This is a genomic window from Pseudomonas sp. Tun-23181, from assembly GCF_057415455.1.
In genome coordinates this window covers 3,584,878-3,599,400 of record NZ_CM171630.1, presented here as the reverse complement: position 1 = coordinate 3,599,400, position 14,523 = coordinate 3,584,878, and the positions used below count along the sequence as shown (strand labels likewise).

The window sequence follows — 14,523 nt, the reverse complement described above, 5'->3', positions numbered from 1 at the left end:
ACAACGCCGCTCCCGCAGGTACGGCGACCAATCCCTGACCTTATCTCCATTCCCTGACACCAGAAGTCATCAACAGGTGCGTATTCGCTCGCCTGAGCTCTGTGGAAAACTCGCCCTCAGCGCCGTTGATAACAGGGCGTTTTGGCTGAGGACAAATCCACCTGTGGGTAACACGCATTTTAATCCACAGGTTAAATGGCGTTATCCAGAGCCCTCAGGGTCACTGAGGCACAGGGTTATAAAATCCTCAAGGCGGCGATATGAAAGGCCTACAGAAGCTTATCCACAGGCAGGCAGGGGGCTAAGAATAAACATAAAAACAAAGCTTTTTTAAATTTTTCCTCTTTGTTTTCTTTTGCTCACCACTCATCCACAGCCTGGTCAAAATTTGCGCAAAAGGTTTCTTTAGGAGGGGGGAAGTCCCTATACTTGTCCGCTTACCTTTTCTATTCGCAAAACAGGCACGAGGTGCGTGGTGGATTTCCCTTCCCGTTTTGAAGTGATCGTCATCGGCGGCGGCCATGCCGGTACCGAGGCTGCGCTTGCGTCCGCACGCATGGGTGTGAAAACCCTGCTGCTGACCCATAACGTGGAAACCCTCGGTCACATGAGCTGCAACCCGGCCATCGGTGGTATCGGCAAGAGCCACCTGGTCAAGGAAATCGATGCGCTCGGCGGCGCCATGGCGCTGGCCACCGACAAGAGCGGCATCCAGTTCCGTATCCTGAACAACCGCAAAGGCCCGGCCGTACGTGCGACCCGTGCCCAGGCCGACCGCGCCATCTACAAGGCCGTGGTCCGCGAGGTCCTGGAAAACCAGCCGAACCTGTGGATATTCCAGCAGTCGTGCGATGACCTGATCGTCGAGCAGGACCAGGTCAAGGGCGTGGTCACCCAGATGGGTCTGCGCTTCTTCGCCGACTCCGTGGTACTGACCACCGGCACCTTTCTCGGTGGACTTATCCACATCGGCCTGCAGAACTATTCCGGTGGTCGCGCCGGCGATCCGCCCGCGATCGCCCTGGCCCACCGCCTGCGTGAACTGCCGCTGCGTGTCGGTCGCCTGAAGACCGGCACACCACCGCGTATCGATGGCCGCTCTGTGGATTTCTCGGTAATGACCGAGCAGCCAGGCGACACGCCGATCCCGGTGATGTCCTTCATGGGCAAGGCCCAGATGCATCCACGCCAGGTCAGCTGCTGGATCACCCACACCAACGCCCGTACCCACGAGATCATCGCCTCGAACCTCGACCGTTCGCCGATGTACTCGGGCGTGATCGAAGGCGTTGGCCCACGCTATTGCCCGTCGATCGAAGACAAGATCCATCGCTTCGCCGACAAGGAAAGCCACCAGGTGTTCATCGAGCCGGAAGGCCTGACCACCCATGAGCTGTACCCCAACGGCATCTCCACGTCGCTGCCGTTCGATGTGCAGCTGGAGATCGTCCGCTCGATCCGTGGCATGGAGAATGCGCACATCGTTCGCCCGGGCTACGCCATCGAGTACGACTACTTCGACCCACGCGACCTGAAGTACAGCCTGGAGACCAAGGTCATCGGAGGCCTGTTCTTCGCCGGCCAGATCAACGGCACCACCGGCTACGAAGAGGCCGGTGCCCAGGGCCTGCTGGCGGGGACCAACGCTGCGTTGCGTGCCCAGGGTCGTGACAGTTGGTGCCCACGCCGCGACGAGGCCTACATCGGTGTGCTGGTCGACGACCTGATCACCCTCGGTACCCAGGAGCCGTACCGCATGTTCACCTCGCGCGCCGAATACCGGCTGATCCTGCGCGAGGACAATGCCGACCTACGCCTGACCGAGAAAGGCCGCGAGCTGGGCCTGATCGACGACGCCCGCTGGGCGGCGTTCTGCGCCAAGCGCGAAGGCATCGAACGCGAGGAACAGCGGCTGAAGTCGACCTGGGTGCGCCCGGGCACACCCGAAGGCCAGGCGGTTGTGGACAAGTTCGGCACGCCATTGAGTCATGAGTACAACCTGCTCAGCCTGCTGGCCCGCCCCGAGGTGGACTACGCTGGCCTGGTGGAGGCGACCGGTGGTGAATCCATCGATCCACAGGTGGCCGAGCAGGTCGAGATCAAGACCAAGTACGCCGGCTACATCGATCGCCAGCAGGACGAGATCGCCCGTCTGCGCGCCAGCGAGGACACCCGCCTGCCTGTGGATATCGACTACGCTTCGATCGCCGGCCTGTCCAAGGAGATCCAGGGCAAGCTCAGCCAGACCCGTCCGCAGACCCTGGGCCAGGCCTCGCGCATCCCAGGCGTGACCCCGGCGGCCATTTCCCTGTTGCTGATTCACCTGAAGAAACGCGGCGCAGGCCGCGAATTGGAGCAAAGCGCTTGAGTGCCCTGGTCACCCCGCAACACGCAGAAGAGTTGTCCACAGGTGCGCGCCAGCTCGGTGTCGAGCTGAGCCCGCAGCAGCACGAACAGCTGCTGGGCTACCTGGCCCTGCTGATCAAGTGGAACAAAGCCTATAACCTCACCGCGGTGCGTGATCCAGACGAGATGGTGTCGCGCCACCTGCTCGACAGCCTCAGCGTCATGCCGTTTATCCACAGCGACACGCAAAGCTGGCTGGATGTCGGCAGCGGCGGCGGCATGCCCGGCATCCCGCTGGCCATCCTGCATCCGCACAAGCAAGTGACGTTGCTCGACAGCAACGGCAAGAAAACCCGCTTCCTCACCCAGGTGAAGATGGAACTGAAACTGGACAACCTGCAGGTTATCCACAGCCGGGTCGAGGAGTTCCAGCCTGCGCAGCCGTTCTGCGGGATCGTCTCGCGAGCGTTCAGCAGCATGGAGAATTTCACCAACTGGACACGCCACCTGGGCGACGCACGGACGCAATGGCTTGCAATGAAGGGGCTGCATCCTGCCGATGAACTGGTAGCATTGCCCGCAGACTTCACAGTGGAAAGCGAGCAGGCCCTGACCGTTCCGGGTTGCCAGGGCCAGCGCCATCTGCTGATACTGCGCCGCAAGGCATGACTGGGAACACACGCAACAATGGCTAAGGTATTCGCAATCGCGAACCAGAAAGGTGGTGTGGGCAAGACCACCACCTGCATCAATCTCGCCGCATCGCTGGCCGCGACCAAGCGTCGTGTGCTGCTGATCGACCTCGATCCACAGGGCAACGCCACCATGGGCAGTGGCGTGGACAAGCACGTCCTGGAACATTCGGTCTATGACCTGCTGATCGGGGAATGCGACCTGGCCCAGGCCATGCACTACTCCGAGCACGGTGGCTTCCAGTTGCTGCCGGCCAACCGCGACCTGACCGCCGCGGAAGTGGTGCTGCTGGAGATGCAGATGAAGGAGAGCCGCCTGCGCAACGCGCTGGCGCCGATCCGCGACAACTACGACTTCATCCTCATCGACTGCCCGCCCTCGCTGTCGATGCTCACCCTCAACGCTTTGGTCGCCTCCGATGGCGTGATCATCCCGATGCAGTGCGAGTACTACGCACTGGAAGGTCTCAGCGACCTTGTGGATAACATCAAGCGCATCGCTGCCCGGCTGAATCCGGAGCTGAAGATCGAAGGCCTGCTGCGGACCATGTACGATCCGCGCCTGAGCCTGAACAACGATGTCTCGGCCCAACTCAAGGAACACTTCGGCGACCGCCTGTACGACACGGTCATCCCGCGTAACATCCGCCTGGCCGAGGCGCCGAGTTTCGGCATGCCGGCCCTGGCGTACGACAAGCAATCGCGTGGCGCGCTGGCCTATCTGGCCCTGGCTGGGGAACTGGTGCGCCGTCAACGCCGTCAATCACGCACTGCACAAACAACTTAAGGAATCCGCATGGCCATCAAGAAACGGGGTCTCGGACGTGGGTTGGATGCACTGCTCAGTGGTCCTTCCGTCACCGTGCTCGAAGAGCAGGCGGTGAAGATCGACCAGAAGGAACTGCAACACCTGCCGGTCGAACTGATCCAGCGTGGCAAGTATCAGCCGCGCCGCGACATGGACCCCGAAGCGCTGGAGGAACTGGCGCACTCGATTCGCAACCAGGGCGTGATGCAACCGATCGTGGTCCGTCCGATCGGCGAGAACCGCTACGAGATCATCGCCGGCGAACGTCGCTGGCGCGCCACCCAGCAAGCCGGCCTGGACACCATCCCGGCCATGGTCCGCGAGGTGCCGGACGAAGCCGCCATCGCCATGGCGCTGATCGAGAACATTCAGCGCGAAGACCTCAACCCGCTGGAAGAGGCCCTGGCGCTGCAGCGCCTGCAGCAGGAGTTCGAACTGACCCAGCAGCAGGTGGCCGATGCCGTGGGCAAGTCGCGGGTGACCGTGGCCAACCTGCTGCGCCTGATCTCGCTGCCGGAAGCGATCAAGACCATGCTGGCCCATGGCGACCTGGAAATGGGGCATGCGCGTGCACTGCTGGGCCTTGAGGAAGATCGCCAGGAAGAGGGGGCGCGACATGTTGTCGCACGCGGCCTCACCGTGCGCCAAACCGAGGCACTGGTGCGCCAGTGGCTCAATGGAAAATCCGACCCGGTGGAACCGGCCAAACCTGACCCGGATATCGCACGCCTTGAACAGCGTCTCGCAGAGCGCCTGGGCTCGGCGGTGCAGATCCGTCACGGCAACAAGGGCAAGGGCCAGTTGGTAATTCGCTACAACTCGCTAGATGAGTTGCAGGGCGTCCTTGCTCACATCCGCTGAAACAATTCCCGTTGTAGCGCGCAGTCGGAAATCACTACCCAATAGTTGAATAGGGGTTAATCCACCCCTATACTCTGCGCGCATTTTGTCGGCACAAATTATGCCAAGTCGTTGCTGACTTGACAGTCGACTTTCGAGGAGCAGTTGTGATGGAAATCCGCACGCCAAACCGCTTGCCTTTCCATCGCTGGGCGGTTTTTCCGGTACTGCTGGCTCAATGTATCGTGTTTCTGCTGGCAACGCTGGTGTTGTGGCAGTGGCAAGGCGCGGTCAGTGGATATTCCGGCCTCTGTGGAGGTCTGATTGCCTGGCTGCCCAATGTGTATTTCGCCTGGAAGGCTTTTCGCTATAGCGGGGCCCGGGCAGCGCAGGCCATCGTCAAGTCGTTCTACGCAGGCGAGGCAGGCAAATTGATTTTGACGGCAGTGCTGTTCGCACTGACCTTCGCAGGAGTGAAGCCATTGGCGCCGCTAGCAGTATTCGGCGTCTTCCTGCTGACCCTACTGGTCAGCTGGTTCGCGCCCCTGCTGATGAATAAAAGACTTTCGAGACCTTAGGGCGTTTGAGGCAACCATGGCAGCAGAAACCGCTTCGGGCTATATCCAGCACCACTTGCAGAACCTGACCTACGGTCAACTACCAGACGGCAGCTGGGGCTTCGCCCATTCGGCTGCGGAAGCCAAGGCAATGGGCTTCTGGGCGTTCCACCTGGACACCCTGGGTTGGTCCGTCGCGCTGGGTCTGATCTTCCTGTTCATCTTCCGCATGGCGGCCAAGAAGGCCACTTCCGGCCAGCCTGGCGGCCTGCAGAACTTCGTCGAAGTGCTGGTGGACTTCGTCAACGGCAGCGTGAAGGACTCCTTCCACGGCCGTAGCCCGGTGATCGCCCCGCTGGCGCTGACCATCTTCGTCTGGGTGTTCCTGATGAACGCCATCGACCTGGTACCGGTCGACTGGATCCCGCAGCTGGCGATCCTGTTCTCGGGCGATCCGCACATCCCGTTCCGTGCCGTATCGACCACCGACCCGAACGCGACCCTGGCCATGGCCTTCTGCGTGTTCGCCCTGATCATCTTCTACAGCATCAAGGTCAAGGGCCTGGGCGGCTTCATCGGCGAGCTGACCCTGCATCCGTTCGGTAGCAAGAACATCTTCGTCCAGATCCTGCTGATCCCGGTGAACTTCCTGCTGGAATTCGTCACCCTGATCGCCAAGCCGATCTCCCTGGCACTGCGTCTGTTCGGCAACATGTATGCCGGCGAGCTGGTGTTCATCCTGATCGCCGTGATGTTCGGCGCCGGCATCCTCTGGCTCAGCGGCCTGGGTGTGGTGCTGCAGTGGGCGTGGGCCGTGTTCCACATCCTGATCATCACCCTGCAAGCCTTCATCTTCATGATGCTCACCATCGTCTACCTGTCGATGGCTCACGAAGATAACCATTAAGACCGCCTGGCGTGTCTGATAGCCTTCCCTGCCCGTTTGGGGGGAGGGCTGAAAAAGTCCGCAAGGGCAGTTGTACCAAACGATTTGTTTTACCGCTTCAAACTAAAAACCTAACCAATACGACGTAAAAGTCGGGAGGAAAGATGGAAACTGTAGTTGGTCTTACCGCTATCGCTGTTGCTCTGCTGATCGGTCTGGGTGCTCTGGGCACCGCCATTGGTTTCGGCCTGCTGGGCGGCAAGTTCCTGGAAGGTGCTGCTCGTCAGCCTGAGATGGTCCCGATGCTGCAGGTCAAGATGTTCATCGTCGCCGGTCTGCTCGACGCCGTTACCATGATCGGTGTTGGTATCGCTCTGTTCTTCACCTTCGCAAACCCCTTCGTTGGTCAGATCGCCGGCTAATCACTCGTTGCCACGAGTTGATTGGTGTGATGGACAAAGACCGAGCGAGGTGTTGGCGTGAACATTAATGCAACCCTGATTGGCCAATCCGTTGCTTTCTTGATTTTTGTGCTGTTCTGCATGAAGTTCGTATGGCCTCCGGTCATCAACGCCCTGCAGGAACGCCAGAAGAAGATTGCCGACGGCTTGGACGCTGCCAACCGCGCAGCTCGCGACCTGGAGCTGGCCCAAGAAAAAGCGGGTCAGCAACTGCGTGAAGCGAAGGCACAGGCAGCCGAAATCATTGAGCAGGCCAAGAAGCGCGCTGCTCAGCTTGTCGAGGAAGCCCGTGATCAGGCCCGCGTCGAAGCTGACCGTGTGAAGGCTCAGGCTCAAGCCGAGATCGAACAGGAACTCAACAGCGTCAAGGACGCCCTGCGTGCCCAAGTGGGTGCCCTGGCTGTCGGCGGTGCTGAAAAGATCCTTGGCGCCACAATCGATCAAAACGCGCATGCGGAGCTGGTTGACAAACTGGCCGCTGAAATTTAAGCGAGGGCGATCATGGCAGAACTGACCACGTTGGCCCGACCTTACGCTAAGGCTGCCTTTGAGCATGCCCAGGCCCATCAGCAACTGGCCAATTGGTCAGCCATGCTCGGCCTGGCTGCTGCGGTGTCGCAAGACGACACCATGCAGCGCCTGCTCAAGGCCCCGCGACTGACAAGCGCAGAAAAGGCCGCCGCATTCATTGAAGTGTGCGGTGACAAGTTCGACGCTCAGGCACAGAATTTCATTCATGTTGCCGCGGAAAACGAACGTCTCCTGCTGTTGCCGGAGATTTCGGAATTGTTCGAGCTGTACAAGGCCGAGCAAGAGAAATCCGTGGACGTGGAAGTCACCAGTGCTTTTGCGTTGAACCAAGAACAGCAAGACAAACTCGCCAAGGTTCTCAGTGCACGGCTCAGCCGGGAAGTACGCCTGCACGCGTCGGAGGATGCCAGCCTGATCGGCGGCGTCGTCATCCGCGCCGGCGACCTGGTAATCGATGGCTCGGTTCGCGGCAAGATCGCGAAACTGGCCGAAGCATTGAAATCTTGAGTTTGAAGGGGCAGCAGAGCAATGCAGCAACTCAATCCTTCCGAAATTAGTGAAATCATCAAGGGTCGCATCGAGAAGCTCGATGTCGGCTCCCAAGCCCGCAACGAAGGTACCGTTGTCAGCGTTTCCGACGGTATCGTGCGGATCCACGGCCTGGCCGACGCCATGTACGGCGAAATGATCGAGTTCCCGGGCGGCGTCTATGGCATGGCACTGAACCTGGAGCAGGACTCCGTCGGTGCCGTTGTCCTGGGGGCGTACACCACCCTGGCCGAAGGCATGAGCGCCAAGTGCACCGGTCGCATCCTGGAAGTGCCGGTCGGCAAGGAACTGCTGGGTCGCGTCGTCGACGCGCTGGGCAATCCGATCGATGGCAAAGGTCCGCTGAACAACACCGAGACCGATGCGGTCGAGAAGGTCGCACCGGGCGTTATCTGGCGTAAATCGGTAGACCAGCCTGTCCAGACTGGCTACAAATCGGTCGACGCCATGATCCCGGTTGGCCGTGGCCAGCGTGAGCTGATCATCGGTGACCGTCAGATCGGCAAGACCGCCATGGCGGTCGACGCGATCATCAACCAGAAAGACAGCGGCATCTTCTGCGTCTACGTGGCCGTTGGCCAGAAGCAGTCGACCATCGCCAACGTCGTGCGCAAGCTGGAAGAAAACGGCGCCCTGGCCAACACCATCGTGGTTGCCGCCAGTGCTTCGGAATCCGCCGCGCTGCAGTTCCTGGCCCCGTACGCCGGCTGCACCATGGGCGAATACTTCCGTGACCGCGGCGAAGACGCGCTGATCGTATACGATGACCTGTCCAAGCAGGCCGTTGCCTACCGTCAGATCTCCCTGCTGCTGCGCCGTCCGCCAGGACGCGAAGCGTACCCGGGCGACGTGTTCTATCTCCACTCCCGTCTGCTGGAGCGTGCTTCGCGCGTTTCCGAAGAATACGTCGAGAAGTTCACCAACGGCGCAGTCACTGGCAAGACCGGTTCCCTGACCGCCCTGCCGATCATCGAAACCCAGGCTGGCGACGTTTCCGCGTTCGTTCCGACCAACGTGATCTCCATCACCGACGGTCAGATCTTCCTGGAATCGGCCATGTTCAACTCGGGCATCCGTCCTGCAGTGAACGCCGGTGTTTCGGTATCCCGTGTAGGTGGTGCCGCTCAGACCAAGATCATCAAGAAGCTGTCCGGTGGTATCCGTACCGCCCTGGCCCAGTATCGTGAACTGGCTGCATTCGCCCAGTTCGCATCGGACCTGGACGAAGCGACCCGCAAGCAGCTGGAGCATGGTCAGCGCGTTACCGAGCTGATGAAGCAGAAGCAGTACGCTCCGATGTCCATCGCGGACATGGCGCTGTCGCTGTACGCCGCTGAGCGTGGCTTCCTGACCGACGTCGAAATCGCCAAGATCGGCAGCTTCGAGCAAGCGCTGATCGCCTACTTCAACCGTGATCACGCCGACCTGATGGCCAAGATCAACGTGAAGGGTGACTTCAACGACGAAATCGACGCTGGCATCAAGGCTGGTATCGAGAAGTTCAAGGCCACCCAGACCTGGTAAGCCGCAGCGGGGGCTTCTGGCCCCCGCTTGCTAACCTGATAGGTGATACATGGCAGGCGCAAAAGAGATTCGCAGTAAGATTGCGAGCATCAAAAGCACGCAAAAAATTACCAGCGCCATGGAGAAAGTGGCGGTCAGCAAGATGCGCAAGGCACAACTGCGCATGGCTGCTAGCCGTCCCTATGCGGAGCGTATCCGCCAGGTGATCGGTCATCTGGCCAACGCCAACCCGGAATACCGCCACCCGTTCATGGTCGAGCGCGACATCAAGCGCGTCGGCTATATCGTGGTGAGCAGTGACCGTGGTCTGTGCGGTGGCTTGAACACCAACCTGTTCAAGGCCCTGGTCAAGGACATGACCGCCAACCGCGAGCAGGGCGTCGAAATCGACCTGTGCGTGATCGGTAGCAAGGGTGCGGCATTCTTCCGCAACTTCGGCGGCAACGTCGTAGCCGCGATCAGCCACCTGGGCGAAGAGCCATCGATCAACGATCTGATCGGCTCCGTCAAGGTCATGCTGGACGCCTACCTGGACGGCCGCATCGATCGCCTCTCCGTGGTGTCGAACAAGTTCATCAATACCATGACGCAACAACCGACGGTCGAGCAGTTGGTACCGTTGGTGGCAACCCCGGATCAGGAGCTCAAGCACCACTGGGACTACCTCTACGAACCCGACGCCAAGGAGCTGCTGGACGGCCTGATGGTGCGTTACGTGGAGTCGCAGGTCTACCAGGCGGTGGTCGAGAACAACGCAGCCGAGCAGGCTGCCCGGATGATCGCCATGAAGAACGCCACAGACAACGCCGGTAACCTGATCAGCGACCTCCAGCTGATCTACAACAAGGCGCGTCAGGCTGCGATCACCCAGGAGATCTCGGAAATCGTCGGCGGCGCTGCCGCGGTTTAACGGTTCAAATATTCAGAGGATCCAGCTATGAGTAGCGGACGTATCGTTCAAATCATCGGCGCCGTCATCGACGTGGAATTCCCACGCGACGTCGTGCCGAGTGTCTACAACGCGCTGAAAGTACAAGGCGCGGAAACCACCCTGGAAGTCCAGCAGCAGCTGGGCGACGGCGTGGTTCGTACCATTGCGATGGGCTCGACCGAAGGTCTGAAGCGCGGTCTGGATGTCGTCGACACCGGCGCCGCCATCTCCGTACCGGTCGGCAAGGCGACCCTGGGCCGTATCATGGACGTCCTGGGCAACCCGATCGACGAAGCCGGCCCGATCGGCGAAGAAGAGCGCTGGGGTATCCACCGCGCCGCGCCTTCCTTCGCTGACCAGGCAGGCGGCAACGACCTGCTGGAAACCGGCATCAAGGTAATCGACCTGGTCTGCCCGTTCGCCAAGGGCGGTAAGGTTGGCCTGTTCGGTGGTGCCGGCGTCGGCAAGACCGTCAACATGATGGAACTGATCCGTAACATCGCCATCGAGCACAGCGGTTATTCCGTGTTCGCCGGTGTGGGTGAGCGTACTCGTGAGGGTAACGACTTCTACCACGAGATGAAGGACTCCAACGTTCTGGACAAGGTTGCCCTGGTCTACGGCCAGATGAACGAGCCACCAGGAAACCGTCTGCGCGTTGCCCTGACCGGCCTGACCATGGCCGAGAAGTTCCGTGACGAAGGTAACGACGTTCTGCTGTTCGTCGACAACATCTACCGTTACACCCTGGCCGGTACCGAAGTATCCGCACTGCTGGGCCGTATGCCTTCGGCAGTAGGTTACCAGCCGACCCTGGCCGAAGAGATGGGCGTTCTGCAGGAGCGCATCACCTCCACCAAGGAAGGCTCGATCACCTCGATCCAGGCCGTATACGTACCTGCGGACGACCTGACCGACCCGTCGCCGGCGACCACCTTCGCCCACCTTGACGCCACCGTCGTACTGTCCCGTGACATCGCCTCCCTGGGTATCTACCCGGCGGTCGACCCACTGGACTCGACTTCCCGTCAGCTGGACCCGAACGTGATCGGCAACGAGCACTACGAGACCGCTCGTGGCGTTCAGTATGTTCTGCAGCGCTACAAGGAGCTGAAGGACATCATCGCGATCCTGGGTATGGACGAACTGTCCGAGAGCGACAAGCAACTGGTAGCCCGTGCTCGTAAGATCCAGCGCTTCCTGTCGCAGCCGTTCTTCGTGGCCGAGGTCTTCACCGGCTCGCCAGGCAAGTACGTTTCCCTGAAAGACACCATCGCTGGCTTCAGCGGCATCCTCAAAGGTGACTACGACCACCTGCCAGAACAAGCGTTCTACATGGTCGGCAGCATCGACGAAGCGATCGAGAAAGCCAAGAAACTGTAATCCCGGCGCCCCGCAAGGGGCGCTAATCAGGTTGAGGCAAGCAGATGGCTATGACAGTCCATTGCGATATCGTCAGCGCGGAAGGAGAGATCTTCTCCGGTCTGGTCGAGATGGTGGTTGCGCACGGCAACCTGGGCGATCTGGGTATCGCTCCAGGCCACGCGCCGCTGATCACCAATCTGAAGCCAGGTCCGATCACGCTGACCAAGCAGGGTGGCGATCGCGAGGTGTTCTACATCTCCGGTGGTTTCCTCGAAGTGCAGCCGAACATGGTCAAGGTACTCGCCGATACCGTGCAACGTGCCGCCGACCTGGACGAAGCCTCCGCTCAGGAAGCCGTCAAGGCTGCTGAGAAGGCCCTGCATGAAAAAGGCGCGGATTTCGACTACAGTGCCGCCGCCGCACGCCTGGCCGAGGCCGCAGCCCAGCTGCGCACCGTCCAGCAGATCCGCAAGAAGTTCGGCGGCTGATACCGCAGGCTTCAGGCAGATTGAGAAAAAGGGTAGCCATCGGCTACCCTTTTTCTTTTTTCGTCACCCCACAAAGCCGGTCATGTCACTGACCGCCCAGGATTGGTAGCCAGTCAATGTCTCTCGATATCGTTATTCTCGCCGCAGGCCAAGGGACTCGCATGCGTTCGGCGTTGCCCAAGGTACTGCACCCCGTCGCTGGCAATTCCATGCTTGGCCATGTTATCCACAGCGCACGCCAGCTGCAGCCCAAGGGCATCCATGTGGTCATCGGCCACGGTGCCGAGCAGGTGCGAGAGCGCCTGGCCGCCGACGACCTGAACTTCGTCATGCAGGACAAGCAGCTCGGTACTGGCCACGCCGTGGCGCAGGCCCTGCCGGCGCTGAGTGCCGAGACGGTGCTGGTGCTCTACGGCGATGTGCCGCTGATCGAGGTCGATACCCTGCAGCGCCTGCTGGCCAAGGTCAGCGACACGCAACTGGGGTTGCTCACCGTCAACCTCGACGACCCGACCGGCTATGGCCGCATCGTGCGCGACGGCCAGGGCCAGGTGGCAGCGATCGTCGAGCACAAGGATGCCAGCGAAGCGCAGAAGGCGATCAAGGAAGGCAATACCGGCATCCTCGCCGTGCCTGCCGCACGCCTGGCCGACTGGCTGGGGCGGTTGTCCAACGACAACGCCCAGGGTGAGTATTACCTGACCGACGTGATCGCCATGGCCGTAGGCGACGGGCTGGTGGTCGCCACCGAGCAGCCCCATGACCCGATGGAAGTGCAGGGGGCCAACGATCGCCGCCAGCTTTCCGAGCTCGAGCGCCATTACCAGTTGCGCGAAGGCCGACGCCTGATGGCTCAGGGCGTGACCCTGCGCGATCCGGCACGTTTCGATGTACGCGGTGAGGTGACGGTCGGCCGCGACGTGCTGATCGACATCAACGTGATCCTCGAAGGCAAGGTGGTGATCGAGGACGATGTGCAGATCGGCCCTAACTGCGTGATCAAGGACAGCACCCTGCGCAAGGGCGTGGTGGTCAAGGCCAACAGCCACATCGAAGGTGCCGTGCTGGGCGAGGGCAGCGATGCCGGCCCGTTCGCCCGCCTGCGTCCGGGCAGCGTGCTGGAAGCCAAGGCCCACGTGGGTAACTTCGTCGAGCTGAAGAACGCACACCTGGGCGAGGGCGCCAAGGCCGGCCACCTGACCTACCTGGGCGATGCCGAGGTCGGTGCGCGCACCAACATCGGTGCCGGCACCATCACCTGCAACTACGACGGTGCCAACAAGTTCAAGACGGTCATGGGCGAGGATGTGTTCATCGGTTCGAACAACTCGCTGGTGGCACCTGTGGAAATCAAGGATGGCGCCACGACTGCCGCGGGTTCCACCATCACCCAGGCTGTCGAGGCCGGGCAGCTGGCTGTGGCCCGTGCACGACAGCGTAATATCGAAGGCTGGAAGCGGCCGGAGAAGATCAAGAAGAACTGACAGTTATCCACAGGCGCCTCAATGCAAAGCCGACTTATGTGAATAAGTCGGTTTTTTGTTGGCCTTTCGACCGCTTCGCGGGCAAGCCCGCTCCCACACAGGCTCCGAGCCAATCGCAAATGATGCGGTGTGCAGCGTCTTGTGGGAGCGGGCTTGCCCGCGAAGAAGCCGACGCGGTCGAAAAATTATCCACAACCTACATTCTGATGCATTCGCCTTGACGAAACTGCTTTCTTAGGTTTTGATTGCGATCATTATCTTTCGAATCGAAACTTAAATCTGTCATGTCGAAACGAAACACGCCTCAACGCCGTCACAACATCCTGGCCTTGCTCAACGAGCAGGGCGAGGTGAGTGTGGATGCCCTGGCCAAGCGTTTCGAAACCTCGGAAGTGACCATCCGCAAGGACCTCGCCGCCCTCGAAGCCAACGGCCTGTTGCTGCGCCGCTACGGTGGCGCGGTCACCGTTCCGCAGGAAATGCTCGTCGAAACCGTGCAGCCGGTATCGCGCTACAAGCAAGCGATCGCCAAGGCGGCGGTGGGGCGTATCCGCGAGCATGCACGCATCATCATCGACAGCGGCAGCACCACCGCCGCGATGATCCCGGAACTGGGCCGGCAACCTGGCCTGGTGGTGATGACCAACTCCCTGAACGTGGCCCGTGCCATCAGCGAGCTGGAGCACGAGCCGGTGCTGTTGATGACCGGCGGTACCTGGGACCCGCATTCCGAATCCTTCCAAGGCCAGGTCGCCGAGCAGGTACTACGCTCATACGATTTCGACCAGTTGTTCATCGGTGCCGATGGCATCGACCTCAACCGCGGCACCACCACCTTCAACGAATTGCTCGGCCTCAGCCGGGTGATGGCGGAAGTTGCCCGGGAAGTGATCGTCATGGTCGAGTCGGACAAGGTCGGGCGCAAGATCCCCAACCTCGAGCTGCCCTGGAGCAGCGTCAACACCCTGATTACAGACGAACGCCTGCCGATGGAGGCACGCGAACAGATTCAAGCCCGCGGCATCAACCTGATCTGCGCCGCGATCAGCCAGGAGCAATAA

The 14,523-nt window shown here is 60.7% G+C and carries 15 protein-coding genes; all 15 read left to right on the top strand.

All coding sequences use genetic code 11. The features are described 5' to 3' along the window. The first annotated feature begins 475 nt into the window (after positions 1 to 475). The 15 genes from mnmG (at position 476) to ACDI39_RS17020 (ending at position 14,523) form a co-directional block, all read left to right on the top strand. The gene (mnmG, locus tag ACDI39_RS17090) at positions 476 to 2,368 is read left to right on the top strand and encodes a tRNA uridine-5-carboxymethylaminomethyl(34) synthesis enzyme MnmG (protein WP_225786843.1); all 1,893 of its coding nucleotides are present in this window, start codon (positions 476 to 478) and stop codon (positions 2,366 to 2,368) included. Continuing rightward, entirely contained in the window at positions 2,365 to 3,015 is a 651-nt protein-coding gene (gene rsmG / locus ACDI39_RS17085) for a 16S rRNA (guanine(527)-N(7))-methyltransferase RsmG (protein WP_225786842.1), read from the top strand. Before mnmG ends, rsmG begins: the two co-directional genes overlap by 4 nt. A gap of 18 nt (positions 3,016 to 3,033) precedes the next feature. Continuing rightward, positions 3,034 to 3,825 (top strand): ParA family protein, encoded by a 792-nt coding sequence (locus ACDI39_RS17080; protein ID WP_253080403.1) that lies wholly within the window; start codon positions 3,034 to 3,036, stop codon positions 3,823 to 3,825. 9 nt (positions 3,826 to 3,834) lie between these two features. Next, positions 3,835 to 4,707, top strand: coding sequence for a ParB/RepB/Spo0J family partition protein (locus ACDI39_RS17075; RefSeq protein ID WP_253080402.1), 873 nt, complete (start codon positions 3,835 to 3,837; stop codon positions 4,705 to 4,707). A gap of 149 nt (positions 4,708 to 4,856) precedes the next feature. Next, a complete protein-coding gene (locus ACDI39_RS17070; protein ID WP_084855261.1) occupies positions 4,857 to 5,264 on the top strand; it encodes a F0F1 ATP synthase subunit I in 408 nt (135 codons plus the stop codon). Positions 5,265 to 5,280: 16 nt separating this feature from the next. After that, positions 5,281 to 6,150 (top strand): F0F1 ATP synthase subunit A, encoded by an 870-nt coding sequence (gene atpB / locus ACDI39_RS17065; protein ID WP_225786839.1) that lies wholly within the window; start codon positions 5,281 to 5,283, stop codon positions 6,148 to 6,150. A 143-nt stretch (positions 6,151 to 6,293) separates the two neighbouring features. After that, entirely contained in the window at positions 6,294 to 6,551 is a 258-nt protein-coding gene (atpE, locus tag ACDI39_RS17060) for a F0F1 ATP synthase subunit C (RefSeq protein ID WP_003097235.1), read from the top strand. 57 nt (positions 6,552 to 6,608) lie between these two features. After that, positions 6,609 to 7,079 (top strand): F0F1 ATP synthase subunit B, encoded by a 471-nt coding sequence (locus tag ACDI39_RS17055; protein WP_225786838.1) that lies wholly within the window; start codon positions 6,609 to 6,611, stop codon positions 7,077 to 7,079. A 12-nt stretch (positions 7,080 to 7,091) separates the two neighbouring features. Further along, entirely contained in the window at positions 7,092 to 7,628 is a 537-nt protein-coding gene (locus ACDI39_RS17050) for a F0F1 ATP synthase subunit delta (protein ID WP_225786837.1), read from the top strand. A 21-nt stretch (positions 7,629 to 7,649) separates the two neighbouring features. Further along, entirely contained in the window at positions 7,650 to 9,194 is a 1,545-nt protein-coding gene (atpA, locus tag ACDI39_RS17045; protein WP_253080400.1) for a F0F1 ATP synthase subunit alpha, read from the top strand. Between the two features lie 49 nt (positions 9,195 to 9,243). Continuing rightward, positions 9,244 to 10,104 carry a F0F1 ATP synthase subunit gamma gene (gene atpG / locus ACDI39_RS17040; RefSeq protein ID WP_225786835.1) on the top strand — a complete coding sequence of 287 codons (861 nt, stop codon included), beginning with the start codon at positions 9,244 to 9,246 and terminating at the stop codon, positions 10,102 to 10,104. Positions 10,105 to 10,131: 27 nt separating this feature from the next. Beyond that, entirely contained in the window at positions 10,132 to 11,508 is a 1,377-nt protein-coding gene (atpD, locus tag ACDI39_RS17035; RefSeq protein WP_225786834.1) for a F0F1 ATP synthase subunit beta, read from the top strand. Positions 11,509 to 11,552: 44 nt separating this feature from the next. Then, positions 11,553 to 11,978 (top strand): F0F1 ATP synthase subunit epsilon, encoded by a 426-nt coding sequence (locus ACDI39_RS17030; RefSeq protein WP_225786833.1) that lies wholly within the window; start codon positions 11,553 to 11,555, stop codon positions 11,976 to 11,978. Between the two features lie 116 nt (positions 11,979 to 12,094). Beyond that, on the top strand, positions 12,095 to 13,462 hold the full coding sequence (gene glmU / locus ACDI39_RS17025; RefSeq protein ID WP_225786832.1) for a bifunctional UDP-N-acetylglucosamine diphosphorylase/glucosamine-1-phosphate N-acetyltransferase GlmU: 1,368 nt from the start codon (positions 12,095 to 12,097) through the stop codon (positions 13,460 to 13,462). A gap of 284 nt (positions 13,463 to 13,746) precedes the next feature. After that, positions 13,747 to 14,523 (top strand): DeoR/GlpR family DNA-binding transcription regulator, encoded by a 777-nt coding sequence (locus ACDI39_RS17020; protein ID WP_225786831.1) that lies wholly within the window; start codon positions 13,747 to 13,749, stop codon positions 14,521 to 14,523.

Coding starts and splice junctions, on each gene's coding strand:
- ACDI39_RS17080 (WP_253080403.1), top strand. CDS start 3,034: ATGGCTAAGGTATTCGCAATCGCGAACCAGAAAGGTGGTGTGGGCAAG.
- ACDI39_RS17075 (WP_253080402.1), top strand. CDS start 3,835: ATGGCCATCAAGAAACGGGGTCTCGGACGTGGGTTGGATGCACTGCTC.
- ACDI39_RS17070 (WP_084855261.1), top strand. CDS start 4,857: ATGGAAATCCGCACGCCAAACCGCTTGCCTTTCCATCGCTGGGCGGTT.
- atpB (WP_225786839.1), top strand. CDS start 5,281: ATGGCAGCAGAAACCGCTTCGGGCTATATCCAGCACCACTTGCAGAAC.
- atpE (WP_003097235.1), top strand. CDS start 6,294: ATGGAAACTGTAGTTGGTCTTACCGCTATCGCTGTTGCTCTGCTGATC.
- ACDI39_RS17050 (WP_225786837.1), top strand. CDS start 7,092: ATGGCAGAACTGACCACGTTGGCCCGACCTTACGCTAAGGCTGCCTTT.
- atpA (WP_253080400.1), top strand. CDS start 7,650: ATGCAGCAACTCAATCCTTCCGAAATTAGTGAAATCATCAAGGGTCGC.
- atpG (WP_225786835.1), top strand. CDS start 9,244: ATGGCAGGCGCAAAAGAGATTCGCAGTAAGATTGCGAGCATCAAAAGC.
- atpD (WP_225786834.1), top strand. CDS start 10,132: ATGAGTAGCGGACGTATCGTTCAAATCATCGGCGCCGTCATCGACGTG.
- ACDI39_RS17030 (WP_225786833.1), top strand. CDS start 11,553: ATGGCTATGACAGTCCATTGCGATATCGTCAGCGCGGAAGGAGAGATC.
- glmU (WP_225786832.1), top strand. CDS start 12,095: ATGTCTCTCGATATCGTTATTCTCGCCGCAGGCCAAGGGACTCGCATG.
- ACDI39_RS17020 (WP_225786831.1), top strand. CDS start 13,747: ATGTCGAAACGAAACACGCCTCAACGCCGTCACAACATCCTGGCCTTG.